General features: G+C 33.9%; 19 protein-coding genes. All 19 read left to right on the forward strand.

Annotation, left to right across the window (positions count from 1 at the left end; genetic code table 11):
* The first annotated feature begins 44 nt into the window (after positions 1 to 44).
* Entirely contained in the window at positions 45 to 1,049 is a 1,005-nt protein-coding gene (locus LJ658_RS07860; protein WP_230545933.1) for an NAD-dependent epimerase/dehydratase family protein, read from the forward strand.
* A 1-nt stretch (position 1,050) separates the two neighbouring features.
* Positions 1,051 to 2,046 carry a glycosyltransferase gene (locus tag LJ658_RS07865; protein ID WP_230545934.1) on the forward strand — a complete coding sequence of 332 codons (996 nt, stop codon included), beginning with the start codon at positions 1,051 to 1,053 and terminating at the stop codon, positions 2,044 to 2,046.
* A gap of 110 nt (positions 2,047 to 2,156) precedes the next feature.
* Entirely contained in the window at positions 2,157 to 3,188 is a 1,032-nt protein-coding gene (locus tag LJ658_RS07870) for an acyltransferase family protein (protein ID WP_230545935.1), read from the forward strand.
* Positions 3,188 to 4,297 (forward strand): glycosyltransferase family 4 protein, encoded by a 1,110-nt coding sequence (locus tag LJ658_RS07875; RefSeq protein WP_230545936.1) that lies wholly within the window; start codon positions 3,188 to 3,190, stop codon positions 4,295 to 4,297. The genes LJ658_RS07870 and LJ658_RS07875 overlap by 1 nt, the downstream gene beginning before the upstream one ends.
* The gene (locus LJ658_RS07880; protein ID WP_230545937.1) at positions 4,281 to 5,387 is read left to right on the forward strand and encodes a glycosyltransferase family 4 protein; all 1,107 of its coding nucleotides are present in this window, start codon (positions 4,281 to 4,283) and stop codon (positions 5,385 to 5,387) included. The genes LJ658_RS07875 and LJ658_RS07880 overlap by 17 nt, the downstream gene beginning before the upstream one ends.
* 1 nt (position 5,388) lies before the next feature.
* A complete protein-coding gene (locus tag LJ658_RS07885) occupies positions 5,389 to 6,474 on the forward strand; it encodes an EpsG family protein (protein WP_230545938.1) in 1,086 nt (361 codons plus the stop codon).
* A 213-nt stretch (positions 6,475 to 6,687) separates the two neighbouring features.
* Positions 6,688 to 7,845, forward strand: a complete 1,158-nt coding sequence (gene wecB / locus LJ658_RS07890; protein WP_230545939.1) for a non-hydrolyzing UDP-N-acetylglucosamine 2-epimerase — start codon at positions 6,688 to 6,690, stop codon at positions 7,843 to 7,845.
* Entirely contained in the window at positions 7,842 to 8,957 is a 1,116-nt protein-coding gene (locus LJ658_RS07895; protein WP_230545940.1) for a hypothetical protein, read from the forward strand. The genes wecB and LJ658_RS07895 overlap by 4 nt, the downstream gene beginning before the upstream one ends.
* Positions 8,954 to 9,856: a glycosyltransferase family A protein gene (locus LJ658_RS07900; protein WP_230545941.1), complete on the forward strand. Its 903-nt coding sequence runs from the start codon at positions 8,954 to 8,956 to the stop codon at positions 9,854 to 9,856. The genes LJ658_RS07895 and LJ658_RS07900 overlap by 4 nt, the downstream gene beginning before the upstream one ends.
* Before the next feature lie 3 nt (positions 9,857 to 9,859).
* Positions 9,860 to 10,888 carry a hypothetical protein gene (locus LJ658_RS07905; RefSeq protein WP_230545942.1) on the forward strand — a complete coding sequence of 343 codons (1,029 nt, stop codon included), beginning with the start codon at positions 9,860 to 9,862 and terminating at the stop codon, positions 10,886 to 10,888.
* A 70-nt stretch (positions 10,889 to 10,958) separates the two neighbouring features.
* Positions 10,959 to 11,969, forward strand: a complete 1,011-nt coding sequence (locus LJ658_RS07910) for a 3-oxoacyl-ACP synthase III family protein (RefSeq protein ID WP_230545943.1) — start codon at positions 10,959 to 10,961, stop codon at positions 11,967 to 11,969.
* A gap of 11 nt (positions 11,970 to 11,980) precedes the next feature.
* On the forward strand, positions 11,981 to 12,211 hold the full coding sequence (locus LJ658_RS07915) for a phosphopantetheine-binding protein (protein WP_230545944.1): 231 nt from the start codon (positions 11,981 to 11,983) through the stop codon (positions 12,209 to 12,211).
* Positions 12,212 to 13,234: a 3-oxoacyl-ACP synthase III family protein gene (locus tag LJ658_RS07920; protein ID WP_230545945.1), complete on the forward strand. Its 1,023-nt coding sequence runs from the start codon at positions 12,212 to 12,214 to the stop codon at positions 13,232 to 13,234. It abuts the gene before it with no gap.
* Positions 13,235 to 13,984: an SDR family NAD(P)-dependent oxidoreductase gene (locus LJ658_RS07925; protein WP_230545946.1), complete on the forward strand. Its 750-nt coding sequence runs from the start codon at positions 13,235 to 13,237 to the stop codon at positions 13,982 to 13,984.
* A 119-nt stretch (positions 13,985 to 14,103) separates the two neighbouring features.
* Positions 14,104 to 15,069: a polysaccharide deacetylase family protein gene (locus LJ658_RS07930; RefSeq protein WP_230545947.1), complete on the forward strand. Its 966-nt coding sequence runs from the start codon at positions 14,104 to 14,106 to the stop codon at positions 15,067 to 15,069.
* Positions 15,069 to 16,220: a glycosyltransferase family 4 protein gene (locus tag LJ658_RS07935; protein ID WP_230545948.1), complete on the forward strand. Its 1,152-nt coding sequence runs from the start codon at positions 15,069 to 15,071 to the stop codon at positions 16,218 to 16,220. The genes LJ658_RS07930 and LJ658_RS07935 overlap by 1 nt, the downstream gene beginning before the upstream one ends.
* Entirely contained in the window at positions 16,204 to 16,815 is a 612-nt protein-coding gene (locus LJ658_RS07940) for a sugar transferase (protein WP_230545949.1), read from the forward strand. Before LJ658_RS07935 ends, LJ658_RS07940 begins: the two co-directional genes overlap by 17 nt.
* On the forward strand, positions 16,815 to 17,429 hold the full coding sequence (locus LJ658_RS07945; RefSeq protein ID WP_230545950.1) for an acetyltransferase: 615 nt from the start codon (positions 16,815 to 16,817) through the stop codon (positions 17,427 to 17,429). Before LJ658_RS07940 ends, LJ658_RS07945 begins: the two co-directional genes overlap by 1 nt.
* 2 nt (positions 17,430 to 17,431) lie before the next feature.
* Complete coding sequence (locus tag LJ658_RS07950; RefSeq protein WP_230545951.1) at positions 17,432 to 18,577, forward strand: DegT/DnrJ/EryC1/StrS aminotransferase family protein; 1,146 nt, start codon at positions 17,432 to 17,434, stop codon at positions 18,575 to 18,577.
* Positions 18,578 to 18,668 lie beyond the last annotated feature (91 nt).

Consider the following 18,668-nt stretch of genomic DNA (forward strand, 5'->3'; position numbering starts at 1 on the left):
AATTAGCGCGGTAAACAAGCTACAATAAACAAAAATTATACCTAATGAAAATATTAATTACAGGCTGTGCTGGATTTATCGGCTTTCATTTAACAGATAAATTGACAAAATTGGGGTACAACGTTGTTGGCTTGGATAATCTTAATGATTATTATGATGCAGAATTGAAAGTAAACAGGCTTAAGCATCTTGGTATTACCGTAACCGGGGATAATGTTGCCATAAAAAGCGATATTTATGACAATCTGAGATTCATAAAAATGAATTTGGAAGACAAAGACCGTCTGCCGGCATTGTTTTTAGAAAACAAATTTGATATTGTGTGTAATCTTGCCGCACAGGCCGGCGTACGTTATAGTATAGAGAAACCCTTTAAATATATAGATAGCAATATTGTAGGGTTTTTAAATGTGTTGGAAGCTTGCAGAAATCATAATGTTACAAAACTAATTTATGCAAGTAGTTCAAGCATTTACGGGATGAGTGAAAACGTTCCGTTCTCAACAAAGGAAGTGGTAGATAAACCTATAAGTTTGTACGCTGCCACAAAAAAAAGCAATGAATTAATGGCCTATACCTATAGCCATTTATTTAATATCAAAACGATAGGCTTGCGTTTTTTTACGGTTTACGGCCCGTGGGGCAGGCCAGACATGGCTATGCATTTATTTACCGACGCAATTTTAAATGGTAAAGCAATAAAAGTTTTTAATGATGGCAAATTATCCAGAGACTTTACTTACATAGATGATATTGTTAGCGGCGTTGTTGCTACCATCACGTTAAATAATCAGAGTGATGACAACTACCAATTGTATAACATTGGTAATAGCCAACCAGTTCAATTAACAGATTTTATTTCTCAAATAGAATTATGCACCGGTAAAAAAGCAATTAAGAATTTTTTGCCAATGCAGCCTGGTGATGTGGAGAAAACTTGGGCTGATATCGAAAGTTTTAAAAATGAATATCATTATGAGCCAAAAACCTCTATCGAAATTGGGGTGAAAAATTATGTACAGTGGCATAAAGCCTATTACAAGCAATAGAATGTTTTTATCAATTATTATTGCAGCTTATAATGTAGAAGATTTTATTGAAAAATGTATCAGGTCATGCTATGTTCAAAATATTTCGACATTATTATTTGAAATCATTGTTGTTAATGACGGATCAACTGATTCTACAACAAAAATTGTTAATGAACTAAAAGCGGACATAACAAACCTGGTGTTAGTTGACCAACCTAATTTGGGTTTAGGCGCTGCCAGAAACACAGGTATTGATCATGCATCGGGAGAATATATTTGGTTGATTGATGGTGATGATTTTATAACTGAAAATATACTTGACGAAATAACTAATGATATTAAAGTTAAGCAACTTGATGTCATGCTGTTAAATTATGCGATTACAGATTTGCACTATACCCACATAAAAACAGTTTACCACGATGATTTTCTTGGAGAAGATATAATCACTGGTGGCCAGTATTATAAGCGGCATTATGATAAAAGTTACAGCTGGCAATTTATTTTCAGGAAAGATATATTTCAAAAGAATGGCCTTACTTTCAAGGAAAAAATAAACATGCAGGATTCCGAAATTTTGCCTAAAATAATGAATCACGTCAATAGGCTTGCATTTTTTAATAAAAGCAGCTATTACTATGTTCAACAACCTAATTCTTTCACCAATTCATCTGACGGTGAAAAACGATATAGATATTTCCAATCTATTATAGTAGTAAAGGAGTCTCTTATAAATTCTTTATCAATAGATAATAATGATCTAAAGCACGGAATAGTTAAAAAAATAAAAAGCCTGGATGATGTAGTATTTAATCATTTGGTCTTTTTTAAATATGATAAATTGATTTTTTCGAAAATAGTTTCTTTGCTAAAAGACAATGGATTTTATCCTTTACAATACGATGCAGAAGGCAAAATGAAGTTAATCAAGTGGGGATTTAACCATCATCCTTTAATTACAAAAAAGCTGATTGACAAAATACAAAATTTAAAAATCACCTTGAATAAAAGCTAAGTGGTAGCTCAAAAAGGCAATGTAATATAAGTTGCAAAAGGTATAGTATAATCGAGCATTAATTTTAATGTTCAATACGGCACTTAAATTATATAATATAACAGGAAATAATGGAAATATCTATCGGGAAATCTAATCAATTAAAAGCGCTGGCCATATTGATGATGCTGTTTTTGCATTTGTTTAACCGCGAATATAAAGGATTGTTTGAACCTCTGATTTTCATCGGTTCAAAACCATTATCCTATTACATTTCATTGTTTTGCGACGCTTGTGTACCAATTTTCTGCTTTGTTAGTGGGTATGGCTTATATTATAAATTTAAAAAAAGCGCATTAAATTATAATAACTCAAATGTTGATCGCATAAAAAAATTATATATCAATTATTGGATAATACTACTGCTGTTTGCCGTGTTACTTGGGGTGATATTAAATAAAGTTGGTTATCCGGGAAGTTTTGTTAAGTTTTTATTAAATTTTACTGCGTTAAATAATTCATATAATGGTGCATGGTGGTTTTTCTTCACTTATATATTGTTGGTTTCTTCGTCCAAAATCATCTATAATTTCATAGATAACTATTCAATAATTATCGTTTTTGGGTTTGGTTTATTTATATATATACTAACGTTTTATTTCAGAGTATACCGTCCGGCGCAATTTAATAATGATATTTTAAACTGGTTTCAGGATCAGGTTTGTTTGTATGGTAACTCTTTACTGCCGTTTATAGCAGGCGGTATTGCGCTAAAGGAAAAATGGAATACAAAAATAACACAAAAAATGATGTCAATTAAGTATAGAAGCCTGATAGCAATTTTTTGTATCACATTATTAATAGTAATTCACGGCATTATACCCAATTTTGTTATTGCACCTTTTTTAGCTATTCCTTTTGTGTTTTTATTTATTCAAATAAAATTGCCGGCTTTTATAAATAAAACATTAGATTATCTTGCTCCGCATGCTACCAACCTGTGGCTAATACATATGTTTTTTTACATCACTTATTTTAAACAATTTATATATAGCCCTAAATTTGTTATCCTTGTGTTTTTCCTTTTGGTTTTATGTTGCTTGCTGTCTTCAATTGTAGTAAATATTATTTACAAGCAGGTTATTAAAAGAGTAAACCTATAATGAAACTGCTTTACATTACAAATGGCATTAACGGCGCTGGTGGGTTAGAACGGGTACTTTCAATTAAAACCAAATACCTGGCTGAAGATTACAGATACGATATAACTATTTTGACACTCAACGAGCTAGTACATGCACCGTTTTATGAATTTTCTGATAAAGTGAAATTGGTTAGTATAAATGTAGGCGGTAATCTTGTTAGTTATATTAAATCTTATATATCAGGTATTAATAAATTAGTTAAAGATTTTGCCCCCGATGTAATTTCGGTTTGCGACGATGGATTAAAAGGATTTTTTATACCAACAATCCTTAAAAAAAATACTGTAATTATTTATGAGCGTCATGTGTCAAAAGAAATTGAGATGCAGGAAGGATTCTCATTGCTAAAGCAAATCAGTGTTAAAATTAAATGGCTATTAATGAATAAACTGGCCAGAAATTTTTCAAAATTTATTGTTCTTACCAATGGAAATATAAAAGAGTGGCCAGGATTGGACAATATTTCTATAATTGCCAATCCTTTATCATTTTATCCTTCACAAAGTAGTTTGTTGAAAAACAAAAAGATAATTGCTGTGGGTAAACATGGCTACCAAAAAGGATTTGATATATTATTGAGATCATGGCAATTGGTACAGCAACTACATCCTGATTGGCAATTAAATATTTATGGTAAAATAGAGCCTGCAGCAAAATTACAGCAATTGGCAAATGAGTTAAAGGTAAATGAAACCGTTTTTTTTTATCCGCCAGAAAAAAATATTCAGGACAAATATCTTCAATCATCTATCTATGTAATGAGTTCTCGTTATGAGGGTTTCGGAATGGTACTTATTGAAGCGATGGCTTGTGGTGTCCCATGCGTCTCTTTTGATTGCAATTATGGGCCGTCAGATATTATTCAAAATGAAATAGACGGCTATGTAGTAGAAAATAGCAACGAAAGAGCTTTGGCTAATAGCATTAATGAATTGATAGCGAAGCCAGATTTGAGAGAAGCAATGGGTGAAAAAGCAAAGCAAAACGTAAAAAGATTTCTTTCGGAAACGATAGTAAAGCAATGGGATGATCTTTTTAATAAATTAGTAAATGAAAATAATTTTTAGCACAGATCAGATTTTTCTTCATGGCGGAATTGAAAAAGCAATAGCTGAGAAGGCAAATTACTTTGCAGATAAGCTTGGCTTTGAAGTAACGATACTAACCAATCAGCAAAAAGGGAAAGATCCAATTTATAAATTAAGCGATAAAATTCAACTAATAGATATTGATATAGATTTAGCCCAAGGCAAAAGTTTTTATTCTTTTTGTAATGTTAAACAAATACCTAAAAATTATACACAAATAAAAAAAGTGTTTTATAATATTGACCCTGATGTGGTCATCGTTTGTAACTATGGTTATGATTTTTATATGATACCATTTTTGCACAAAAAGTCAAAAAAAATAAAAGAGTTTCATTCCTCACGTTATTTTGAATCAACAGACAGGCATGTTACCAAATCTTTCTTTAAACATTCTTATTATAAAATTAATGATTGGGTAGAGTCAAAATACACTCACGTTGTAGTTTTAAATAAAGACGAGGTGCCATACTACAATAGTAATAATGTAGTTGTTATTCCAAATCCTATTAGTGTATCAAACAAACAAGCTTTACTAACCTGCAAAGCTGTAATAGCTGCTGGCAGGATAGCTCCGGTAAAGGGGTTTGACAAACTAATAAAAGCCTGGAAAATAGTTAATCTGTCGGATCCTCAATGGGAACTGCATATTTACGGTGATGACTATTTGCAAACCAGGCAAAAATTAGAAAAGCTAATACATGAAAACGGTTTATCAAGCACTGTTATTTTCAAGGGGACATCATCCGATATGACAGAAACATTTTTAAATTACAGTTTATATGCGATGAGCTCCGTAACAGAGTGCTTCCCAATGGTGTTATTGGAGGCGTTATCCGTAGGTTTACCAATAGTATCTTTTGATTGCCCTAACGGGCCAAGAAATATACTTACCAATCAGGAAGATGGCTTATTGGCTCAGGATCAAAATTCTGCCGATTTGGCTAAGAAACTTTTAGTCCTGATCCAGGATGTAGAAAAAAGAAAGAAGTTTGGTATGCAAGCAAAAATTAACTCTCAAAAATTTGATACTGCTACAGTGATGAAGAATTGGGTTAACTTGTTCAATTAATATGTTTGACTTTATACCTTTACAACAATACGCATTCGTCTATTATATTACTATATTAATTATAGTATCTATAGTGTTTTTAAACACTCAAACTAACAACATAACTTCATTTAGGAATAAGCGCTTTATTACAAATACAAGCATTTTATTAGTTGTATTTACTGTTTTGTATATGGGTTTGCGGCCAATAAGCGGTCGTTATTTTGGCGACACTGCTACATATAATGGATATTTTATGCTTTATAAAAAAGGTGTAGCTATCTTACCCGGCACAGACTATTTATTTCACTTTTTTACTAAAGAATGCGCCCGCATAATGAGTGCGCAAATGTATTTTTTAATTTGTGCGGCGCTCTTTATACTACCTATGTGCTTCGCCAGTAAATTTTGGAGCAAAAAACTATGGGGATATTCATTTTTGTTCTTGGTGACATCCTTCTCGTTTTGGGCCGCCGGAACAAACGGAATGAGGAGCGCTATCGCAACATCATTTGTTTTAATGGCTTTTTCAAGAAAGGGGCTTATAAGTAAAATATTATGGTTTGTGTTAGCGGTTGGTTTTCATAAATCTATGTTGCTAATTGTTGGGGCTTATATAATGACATTATATGTAAAAAATATTGTTTGGTATTTTTATGGTTGGTTGCTTTGCATTCCGTTATCACTGATTATGCCCGGTTTTTGGGAGAATCTGTTTGCTGGATTAATAAGCGATGATCGTGTAAATTATTTAACCAGAGGAAATGCGGAAGGAGAAGGCTTTGCTTACACTGGCTTCCGATGGGACTTTTTAATATATAGTACTATCCCGGTTTGTTTTGCCTATTATTTTATATACAAAAAGAAGTTTATTGATCCTGTTTATTCTCAACTGGTAGGGGTTTACTTAACTACAAATGCTTTTTGGATATTGGTTATTAGAGCAAACTTCTCTAATAGGTTTGCCTATTTATCCTGGTTTATGATGGGGATTATCATATGTTATCCCTTAACTGTAAAGCGTATCTTAAAAAATCAAAATCAAAAAATCGGGTATATTTTAATAGCCTATTTTGCATTTACATTTTTAATGGATGCTATTCATTAGTATTGTGAAAAGCCTAACTGTCTCTACGTTTACTCCTAATGGGCATATTGTTTATACTGATAACTCAAATTACATTTAGATGTGTTGTTAAATTTAGGGAGGATGTTTTAACAGTTTCTAGTATATTAATAAAGGTATCAGGAAACGCACTTAATTCGGTTACAATACTAAAAATAGATTTTCCAATCGCACTTATGAATAATAATAATTAAAATGAAAAAAATACTACTAGTATTTGGCACACGTCCTGAAGCCATTAAAATGGCACCTCTAGTTAAAGAATTTCAAAAAAATGCTAAAGAATTCCAAACAATTATATGTATTTCCGGTCAACATCGCGAAATGCTTGACCAGGTCCTTTCATTGTTTAAAATTGTTGCGGATTTTGATTTGAATATAATGAAGCAAGGGCAAGATCTTTATGATATTACAACCAATGTGTTAATGGGAATGAAAAATGTATTAGAAATGGTCAAGCCTGATTTAGTATTAGTACATGGAGATACTACAACGTCTTTCGCGACTTCATTGGCAGCCTTTTATCAACAGATACCAGTCGCTCATATTGAGGCTGGCCTTAGAACAAACGATATTTATAGTCCTTGGCCAGAAGAATTAAACCGGCAAATTACAAGCAAAATAGCTAAATACCATTTTTCTCCAACTAGCTCCTGTAAAGAGAATTTGATTAAAGAAGGTGTGCCAGATTCAAGTGTTTTTGTTACAGGTAATACTGTTATTGACACCTTGAAAATTGTTGATAATATGATAAATACTGATGCTAGTATCGGTGAAAAAGTTCAATTGTCGTTACAAAATATGGGCTATGATATTAATCGAATGAATCATAATAGAAGGCTAATTTTGATAACAGGACATAGAAGAGAGAATTTCGGAGATGGGTTTCTAAATATATGTAAAGCTATTAAACATCTAGCCGAAAAATTCCCACAAGTTGATTTTGTTTATCCAATGCATCTAAACCAAAATGTAAGGAAGCCTATTAAACTAATTTTTGGAGAATTTAGTGATATTGACAACTTGTTTTTTATAGAGCCATTGGAATATTTGGAATTTGTTTACTTGATGGGGAAAAGCCATTTGATACTAACAGATAGCGGCGGTATCCAGGAAGAAGCTCCTGGCTTGGGCAAACCTGTCCTCGTTATGAGGGATACTACAGAAAGGCCAGAGGCGGTAAAGGCCGGTACAGTGAAATTGGTTGGAACCAATACTGAAAAAATTATAAATGAAGTATCGATGCTTTTAAATGATAGTATATATTATGAATCAATGACTAAAATTGCTAATCCTTATGGTGATGGAACTGCGTCAAAAAAGATATTTAAATTGGTAAAAGAGAATTTATGATTTGTTTTTTAAGATGTGCTCCAGTAAATGCAGATATTCGATTAAAAAAATATATACAAGCGTGTCAAAGTAGAGATATAAATTTTTTTGCTTTAACCTGGGACAGACTAGGCGAAGGGACTCAAGAAATTTATGAAATTCAGTGGGGTAGGTTCGCTCCTTACGGGCAGAGATGGAAAAATTTAATAAATAAAATTTTGTGGCAGTTTTTTATTTTGAAAAATCTAATTAAACATAAGTCAGAGTACAAAGTAATTCACGCTACTAACCTTGAAAATATACTTCCCGCTTTAATAATGAAGCTATTGCTTAAAAAGCGAGTGATTTATGACATATATGATTCTTCCTCTTCAGATTTTTCCAAATCTCTTTTTACAAGCTGGTTGCGTAAACTTGATATATTTTGTATAAAAAAATCTGACCTCCTAATATTAGCCGATAAAAAAAGATTGAAACAAATTAACGTAGACAGCTCAATTTACAAGAGTTTTATGGATATAGAAAATGTACCTAATTTCTCTGATTACGTAGTTTCTAAGAATACCCTAGATTTTCGATTAATTAAATTGAGTTACGTCGGTGTTTTTGATCCACTAAGAGGACTTGAAGAACTTTTAAACTTTGTCAGTAAAAACGAAGGTTTTGTGTTAAACATCGCAGGTAGCGGCACCCTTTTGGAAAAAGTAAAAGAATATAGTTTAAACAATTCCCGAATTACCTATCATGGGACAGTAAAATATGAAGATGGATTAGACATTATGCGGGGAAGCGACTTTATTATTGGAATGTATTATAAAAAAGCATCAAACCATATTTACGCCGCGCCTAATAAATTTTTTGAGGCTTTATATTTAGCAAAGCCGCTAATTACGACTAACGGAACGCTTGTAGGAGACAAAGTAGCCAAATACATGACCGGTTATGCGTTGGAAGAAGGTGAAAGTGAAATATCTGATTTTTTTGAAAAATGTATCAGGGATAAAGAAATTTTCATAAGTGAATATGAAATAATATGTAAGAATGCAGCCGATTTATGGAATAGCTCTTATTCCAACTATTTTGAAAACAGATTGAAAAATGATTATGTGAACTTTATTATTTCATTAAAATGAGCAAAGAAGTTTTAACAATATTTACGGCAACTTATAACAGGGCTTATTGTTTAGATGTAAATTATCAAGCCCTAAAACGGCAGACCAATAAAAATTTTAAATGGCTTATAATTGATGATGGTTCAACCGACTTGACAGAAACGCTTGTAAAAAAGTGGCAGGAAGCAGAGACAGATTTTATAATAGAATATATATACAAGGAAAATGGTGGGTTACATACCGGCTATAATAAAGCAATAGAAATAATAGATACTGAACTGTGCGTTTGTATTGATTCAGACGATTTTATGCCGGATAACGGCGTAGATTTAATTATAAATCATTGGGAATTGCATGGAAATTCTAACTATGCAGGTATTATAGGCTTAGATTTTTTATTAAATGGTAATTCGATTGGAGGCGATTTACCCCCCGTAAAAAGCCTTTTTTTACTTGAGTTAGTGACGAAATATAAGTATAAAGGTGATACAAAAGTTGTTTATAGAACTGAATTACTAAAAAAAGTTGCACCTCAACCAACTTTTAATAATGAGAAAAACTTTAATCCTATATATCTGATGTATCTCGTTGATAGAGAATTGCCATTATTAGTTCTAAATGAAAATTTATGTTTTGTAGACTACCAGGCAAATGGAATGTCTAACGCAATTTTCTCTCAATTTTCAAACAGCCCTAATAGTTTTTCTGCTTTGCGTAAGCTGTATATGACAATGCCTAATGCTCCATTTGTTTATGTTTTTAAACAAAACATGCATTACGTTTCGAGTAATATTTTTGCAAAAAATATTAAATTTATCAAAGAATCTCCAATGAAATTTCTGACTATTACAGCAATTCCTTTTGGGATTTTATTGCATTTTTATATATTATTTAAGTTGAAAAAAAATAATCTTAGCTAATCAATGAGTGAAGTTAATATCGTATTTCAACGAAATATAAACGTACAGGATTTTATCAATTTTAATGTAGAGTCATTCCCTGAAAGAGATGCTCTAACTCAAAAACTAATTACTTTCAGGTATTTTAATCCGCTTAACACTGGCAATTTCATTGAAAACAATGTAATAGCTTTAGATAATGATGGTAAAATATGCGCGCAAGCACTTTATCATCCGGCACGATATTATTTAAAAAATGAACTCCATGATTTTGAATGGGGATTCGATTTATACGTCAGCCCGAATAAGAGAAACGATTCATTAGGCCTTCACCTGTTTGAGTATATAAAGGAAAATAAACACGCGCCTATTTTTGCTTCGGGAGTAGGCGAGAAGGCTTTGAAAATAGAATCTTTTTTTGGATATCACGTTATAGGTTATTTAAAAAAATACTATAAGTTAGTAAACCCTTTTTATTTACTATCAGGATTGATAGTAAAGAGCAATTTAAACAACTCAAGGTATCCTGATAGACTAATCGTAGGAAAAGAGTTTTTTGAAAAAACAAAAGCAATGCAGCAATGGCTGGCTGGTGCGCCTTATAATAACAATTTATTGGAATTTGACAGGTCGCAGCAATTTATGAACTGGCGTTTTTTTTCTGATGATTTTAATTATGCCGTTTATCGGCGTATAGGGGCTAAGCCGTTTTCGCCTCCAATTTATTTTGTAGTAAGAACAGTTAAAATAAAGCACTTAACTTGTCTGTTACTTGTCGATTATAGATACGATACTAAACAAGTGGATGACTTTAAGCTAATAATCAAAGTCGTAAACAAATTAGCGGCTAAGCTTTTACTTCCGGTTGTCGTGACAGGCAGTTCCTTAAAAATAAGTGATGCTGTTTTAGAGTTAAATAATTTTAAAATTACAGGTAAGGACAGGCCAATTATTTGTAATATTAAAGAATACAAACAATATAAAAATGAAATAAAAAACAGGGATTTTATTTTTTCAACGCTTGCAGATTCAGATGGAGAATATTTAATGTGATTGCATAGTTACGTTTGATATTTTAACTCCATATAGATTTGCTTTTAGTATTTTTGTATAAAATTTATATATGGGGTCAAAAATCACTGCAATTGAGTATTGTTTTCCAGAGAAAGAATTGACGAATGACGACCTGTCCATTGAATTTCCAGATTACGATTTTTCTAAAGTAGAAAAAAAAATAGGTGTTAAGGTTAGATATATCGCTGGTCAAAATGAAACAGCTTTAGATTTAGCGATCAGAGCAAGCCTTAAATTACTTGAAAAAATTGACAAAAGTGAAATAGATTTTATTTTATATTGTACACAAAGCCCAGAATATAAGTTACCTACCACAGCCTGTATACTTCAAGATAAATTAGGCTTAAAAACCAACATCGGTGCCCTCGATTTTAATCTTGGGTGCTCTGGGTTTACTTATGGGGTAAGTATGGCAAAAGCCTTAATAAATAGCAAACAGGCAAGTAATGTTTTATTAATTACCGCAGAGACATATTCGAAGTATCTTAACGTGTTAGATAGATCTAATAGATCTATTTTTGGTGATGCTGCCACTGCAACACTTATTTCCTACTCAGATGAAGAAATGATAGGAAACTGTCTTTTTGGTACCGATGGTTCAGGGTATGACAAACTTATTATTAAAAACGGGGGTAGCAAAAATGAATTTAGCTTTAATCCTGAACGCATAAGCTATGGGTCTGGTAATTGCTATACGGACAATGAATTATATATGAATGGACCGGACGTTTTTAACTTTACTATAGATAAAATTCCACCTTTTAGTGAAGAGTTGTTAAAAGTCAATAACTGCGAGAAAGAGACAATCGACCAATACATATTCCACCAGGCTAATGCATTTATGCTTAATTCATTGCGTAAGAAGATGTGTGTTGATACGGATAAATTCTATATCGATTTAAATGAAGGCGGTAATACAGTATCCAGCACTATACCAATTGCGTTAAAAAAATATAGCTTATTAAATTTAGATGATAATGAACAAAACATTATGATTGTGGGTTTTGGCGTTGGGTTGTCGTGGTCAGGTGGAGTAATTAAAATAAAAAATAAATTATAATATAAATAAGCATGAAAACAGAAGAATTTATTGTGCAATTACATGAAGAGCTAGAACTGGAAGTTCCGTTAAATGAAGACACTAATTTAAAGGACCTGGAAGAATGGGACTCGATGGCTGCTATGATTGTGATTGGGTTTGTATCTAATAATTTTAATGTAATATTAAACGCAAACGATATTCAAAATATAACCACAATTTCTTCTTTAATAGACCGTGTGGGCAGGGATAAATTTAACTAAATGTACCAATCATTTACAGGCATAACTATTGACGGCATTGCAAGTTGCGTCCCTAAAAATATTGTATCCAATGATATTTTTTCAGATCTACTGTCTCCAAAAGAGATGAAAATGTTTGAAAAAACTGTCGGTATTAAAGAACGACGGTGGGCAAGTGATGAAATTGCGGCATCTGATTTAGGATATCGTGCGGCGTTGGAGTTATTTGCAGATCCTCAATTTGATAAAGATAAAATCAAATGCCTTATTTTTGTTAGTCAAACATCTGATTATAAAATTCCTTTTACCTCTAATATCCTTCAAAGCCGGTTAGGTTTAGCTTCTGATATTTTGTGTTTGGATATAAATGCAGGTTGTGCCGGTTTTATACAGGGTTTAAGCACTGCATATGCTACAGCTAATAGTATGGAGGAGGGTAGTGTTTTATTGATTATCGCCGAAACATTATCAAAAATACTATCTCCGGATGATCGCAGTACGACAATGCTTTTTGGCGATGCGGCATCTGCAATAATCATCTCAAGAAAATTAGAAACAAGCGTACAAACTTATTTGAATTTTTTTTCGGATGGGAAAAATCATGACGCAATACAAATTCCTGAGGGAGGATTTCGTAACAAAGCCGGCTCAAATCCCCCAAATTTAAAGCTTGTTATGGATGGCTCCAGAGTTTTTGACTTTACACTTAGAGAAATTTCAGCCAGTATTATTGACTTAATTAATTATTCTAAGCAATCTATTGAAAATATCGATTACCTTTTTTTGCATCAGTCAAACGCTTTTATCATAAATCAAATACTTGGGCAACTTGGTGTTTTGAAAGCGCAAGGTCCAATTAATATCCAATCTTTTGGTAACACCAGCGGTGTATCTATTCCTTTATTAATCACAACAAATAAAGACATTTTCCAAGATAAGTCTGTTAAAATATTATGTAGCGGGTACGGTTCTGGATTAACCTGGGGAAACGCAATTTTAGATATAAATGCAGGCACAATATTGAAAAATTTAATTGAATATTAAATGGAAATGGATTTTAAAAATAAAAATTATCTTATCACTGGTGTTACTTCCGGAATTGGAAATGCATTGACAAAAAACCTGTTAAACAGTGGCGCGATAGTGTTTGGTATTGGACGTGACGCCGCGAAGATTGATGATTTATTAACGGGATATCCAAGACAATTTGTGTTCTTAGAGGCTGATTTAAGTAAAGAAATTGATATTGAAAAAAACATTTTAGATTTTATAGATAATAGCGGAAAGTTTGACGGCGTGGTTAATTGTGCAGGTAAAGAGGAGACTCTTCCTATTACAATGTATAATCAGCAAAAACTAAAAGATATTTTTAATGTAAATTTCAACAGCCCTTTTGAAATCATAAGAATCCTAAGCAAAAAGAAATTCAGCAATAATGGTGCATCTTTTATTTTATTAGCCTCAGTTATGGGAGGGCTGGGGCAACCAGGTAAAACAGCCTATTGCGCATCAAAATCAGCACTGCTTGGATTAGTTAGGGCCGCTGCTTTAGAGCTTGCCAGCAGGAGTATAAGGGTAAATGCAATTTCTCCCGGCGTGGTTGATACGCCGATGACTCAAAACCTTTTTAACCAAATTTCTGAAGGCAAAAAAGAAAATATAATCGCTATGCATCCTTTAGGCATTGGTAAAATCGAAGATATTATTCCGTTAATTTTGTTTTTACTTAGCGAAAATAGTCGATGGGTAACCGGACAAGACATGGTGATTGACGGTGGATATTCTATTCAATAAATTAATCATCAACGTTATTTTAACGTTGCGTTTATTATATTCTGTTTATAGTTGAGAATATATTATTGTGTATTCTGATGAAGAAAGAATCTATGCCTAATGCAGTTTAAATAAACAATATGGAAAAAGGGAAATTCGTCATATCACTTGACTTTGAATTACATTGGGGAGGCGTTGAAATTTGGGATTTAAAGGAAAAGAAGGACTATTTTACTAATGCAAGAATAGGTATTCCTAAAATGCTGTCCCTATTTAATCAATACCAAATACATTGTACCTGGGCTACTGTAGGGTTTCTTTTTGCGAAAAATATTGACCAGCTAAGGAAAATAATGCCTGACAACAGGCCCACTTATTCAAATAACGCATTAAATTATTATTCAATAATTGATCAAAATGAGATAGGTTTCAGCGAAGCAGAAGATCCGTTTCACTATGCAGTATCACTCATTGATTTAATATTAAAAACGCCATATCAAGAGCTGGCATCTCATACATTTTGTCATTATTATTGTAATGAAAAGGGACAAAATATTGAGCAATTTGAAGCTGATACTGCGGCAGCCCAAAAAATTGCTATGGAGAATTTTGGCGTAGAACTGAAGTCTCTGGTATTTCCCAGAAACCAATTTAATAAAGAATATCTGGAGGCGGCAAAAAAAAATGGATTCAAAGTGTTTCGTTCAAATCCTAATGTTTGGTTTTGGCAAAAAAATCATGGTCGTTTGTCCCCAATATTTAGAGCAATAGATACGCTGTTCTATATTAGCCGGCCATTATCTTTTAGTCACCAAGAGGTTGTTTTTGAAAACGGGATCATCCAATTACCCGCTTCTCGTTTTTTCAGGCCGTTTATGTATAAAGAAAAATCTATTCGAAAAATAAAGCTGAAAAGAATATTGGACGAGATGACCTATGCCGCAAAAAACAACAATATTTATCATTTATGGTGGCATCCTCACAATTTTGGCAATGCTGTTAAAGAAAATATGGAGGACCTGGAAGTTATCTTGGTACATTACAGAGATTTGAATAGTAAATTTGGTTTTGAATCGAAATCAATGGGTAGTTTTAGTAGACGGTGATGAATAAACTCATTCGAGTTAGTACAATACCATTATCTTTAAATATTTTGCTAAAGGGACAATTAGGCTTTCTTAACAAATATTTTAATGTAATTGCTGTATCTGGTTCAGGTACTGATTTAACAGAGGTGGCAGAAAGAGAGGGAGTACTCACTCACACTATCGATATGCAACGAAGTATTTCGCCATTCAAAGACATCGTATCACTGGTTAAACTTTTTTCCTTTTTTAAGAAAGAAAAGCCACAAATAGTACACTCCATTACGCCTAAAGCCGGGTTATTATCTATGCTGGCTGCGAAGCTTGCCGGTGTTCCAATTCGTATGCATACTTTTACGGGGCTGATATTTCCTACCCGTACCGGGCTGATGCAAAAAATATTGATACAAATGGACAGGCTGCTCTGTGCCTGTGCAACGCATATTTATCCGGAAGGTAACGGAGTAAAGCAAGATCTTATCACCTATAAAATTACCAATAAACCTTTAAAAGTTATCGGTAACGGCAATATAAATGGAATTGACGTTGTGCACTTTTCGGCTAACGCCGTTTCTTTGCAGCAAAAACAAGAGTTGAAAGCTGATTTGGACATAAAAAATAATGACTTCGTTTTTGTTTTTATTGGTAGATTAGTGGCCGATAAAGGTATTAACGAATTAGTAAAAGCCTTTAGCCGGTTTCAAACCGGCAAATTGTTATTAGTTGGGCCTTTAGAGACAGCGTTAGATCCCTTATCGGACAAAACACTGGCCGCTATCAGTTCGGACAAAAACATAATCTCTGTCGGATTTCAAAAGGACATAAGGCCTTATTTAGCAATCAGCAATGTTTTGGTTTTCCCTTCATATCGGGAAGGCTTTCCTAACGTGCCCATGCAGGCGGGCTGTTTTAATTTGCCAAGTATTGTAACAGATATTAATGGCTGTAATGAAATTATTAAAAATGAATTAAACGGATTAATCATTCCGGTTAAAGATGATGCAGCTCTACATAATGCTATGACCTGGTTATTTGAAGACGAAGAACTATACCAAAAACTTAAAGGCAATGCAAGGCAGATGATTGTGGACCGCTTTGAGCAAACTCACCTCTGGGCACTATTATTGCAAGAATATCAAGAACTACTAACTAAGGATGCTCCTATATCGTGATTTTTTTAAACGTGTAATTGATCTTTTAATTTCCGTTTTTGCATTTATTGTTTTATCACCTGTCTATTTGATAGTGATGGTAATGCTTTTAATTGCAAACAATGGCCGTCCGTTTTTTTTTCAACGTCGACCGGGGAAAAATGGCAGGATATTCAAGGTCATCAAGTTTAAAACAATGAATGATCGACGCGACCACACAGGAAAACTATTTCCTGACGTTAACAGACTCACACCTGTAGGTAATTTCGTTCGCAAAACCTCAATAGATGAAATCCCGCAGCTGCTAAATGTCATTAAAGGTGACATGAGCTTAATAGGGCCGCGGCCATTGCTGGTGGAATATTTGCCTTTATATAATAACAAACAAAACCGCCGGCATGAGTTAAGGCCGGGAATAACCGGTTGGGCACAGGTTAACGGTCGGAATGCAATTAGCTGGGAGCAAAAATTTGAGTACGACGTATGGTATGTAGATAATGTTTCTTTTATATTAGATATGAAAATTTTATGGCTTACGGTAATAAAGGTATTTGGATTTGAGGGTATAACTGCCGACGGCCATGCAACTACGGAAAGGTTTAGGGGATCAACATAATGATATATTTATATGGGGCAGGCGGACATGCCAAAGTTATAGCAGAGATATTAGAGGCCTGTCAATTGCCGATTTCGGGCTTTATCAGTGATTTTTCTGATAAAGAAAGTCTATTATCTTATCCCATGCATAAAGCGACTTACGATTTACTGATTGATCAGAATACAAAGATCATTATCAGCATCGGCAGCAATTCTGTTCGTAAAAAGCTGGCATTAAGTTTAAACGCAAACTTTGCTGTTGCTATCCACCCGTCGGCAAATATTTCGAGAAGTTGTGCTATGGGTGATGGTACCGTAGTTATGGCCGGCGTATCGATAAGCAGTAGTGTTACTATAGGCAAACATTCAATAATCAATACTAATTCATCTATAGATCATGATTGTATATTAAGTGATTTTGTCCATATATCGCCTAATGTGGCACTGGGTGGTAGCGTTACCGTTGGTGAGGGAACTCATCTTGGCATAGGCTCCTGTGTAATCCAGGGAATTAAAATTGGTAACTGGGCTACAATTGGTGCCGGTGCGGTAATCATTAACGATGTGCCTGATCATGCCGTTGTAGTTGGAAACCCTGGAAAAATTATAAAATATAACAACGATAACGGTTAGATATGGATCCTAAAATATGGCTTTCAAGCCCTCATATGGGGGAGCATGAATTTTCATTTGTAAAAGAGGCCTTCGATACAAATTGGATTGCCCCGCTTGGCCCTAACGTAGATGGCTTTGAGCGGGACCTTGCGCAATTTACGGGTTCAAAACATGTAGCAGCACTTAGTTCGGGGACTGCGGCTATTCATTTAGCTCTGATCATGCTTGGTGTTAAGGCTGGGGACGAGGTATTATGTCAAAGTTTTACATTTTCAGCCACGGCAAACCCTATTGTTTACCAGGGAGCTACCCCAGTATTCATCGACAGTGAAACCGACACCTGGAATATGTGCCCTGTCCTGCTGGAAGAAGCTATAAAGGACCGCATTAAAAAAGGCAAAAAGCCTAAAGCCATTATTCCTGTACATCTTTATGGGATGCCGGCTAAAATGGACCGTATCATGGCTATAGCAGATCGATATGAAATGCCAGTTATAGAAGATGCCGCCGAAGCGCTTGGATCTAGATTAAACGGCAAAGCGGCGGGTACGTTTGGGCAGTTAGGTGTGTTGTCTTTTAACGGAAATAAAATAATTACCACGAGTGGGGGTGGCGCTTTGATCAGTAATGACGATAATTTAATTGACCAGGCCAGATTTTTAGCAACGCAGGCTCGCGATGCTGCGCCACATTACCAGCACTCACAAATCGGATATAATTATAGAATAAGCAATATCAGCGCCGGAATTGGCCGGGGCCAAATGATGGTCATTGATGAAAGGGTAAAACAACGTCGTCGGGTTTATGAAACCTATGTAAAAAATTTAAGCGATTTTGAAGGTATTACTTTTTTGATTGAGCCGGTAAACTATAAAAGCAATCGCTGGCTTACCACTATTTTGATAGATCCCATAAAAAGTGGTGGGCTTACCAGAGAAACTATAAGATTAATCTTGGAAAAGAAAAATATCGAAGCGCGGCCATTGTGGAAGCCAATGCATACGCAGCCTGTTTTTGAAAATTATCCTGCATACATTAACGGGGTCAGTGAGGCCCTATTCGAACAGGGGCTATGTTTGCCCTCAGGATCTAATCTCAATGATCAACAACTTCAAAAAGTAATAGGGTTAATAAAAAACACCGTTTCAAATGCTGTGAACTGCTGAAATCAGGTGTTATAAAACGTCCTTTTTTTAGGGATTAGGCATAAAAATGTATGAAAAACATCGGAGTTAGATAAACTATCTCTTTTACGAT

The organism is Mucilaginibacter sp. UR6-11 (genome assembly GCF_020880695.1).
Classification (GTDB): Bacteria; Bacteroidota; Bacteroidia; order Sphingobacteriales; family Sphingobacteriaceae; genus Mucilaginibacter.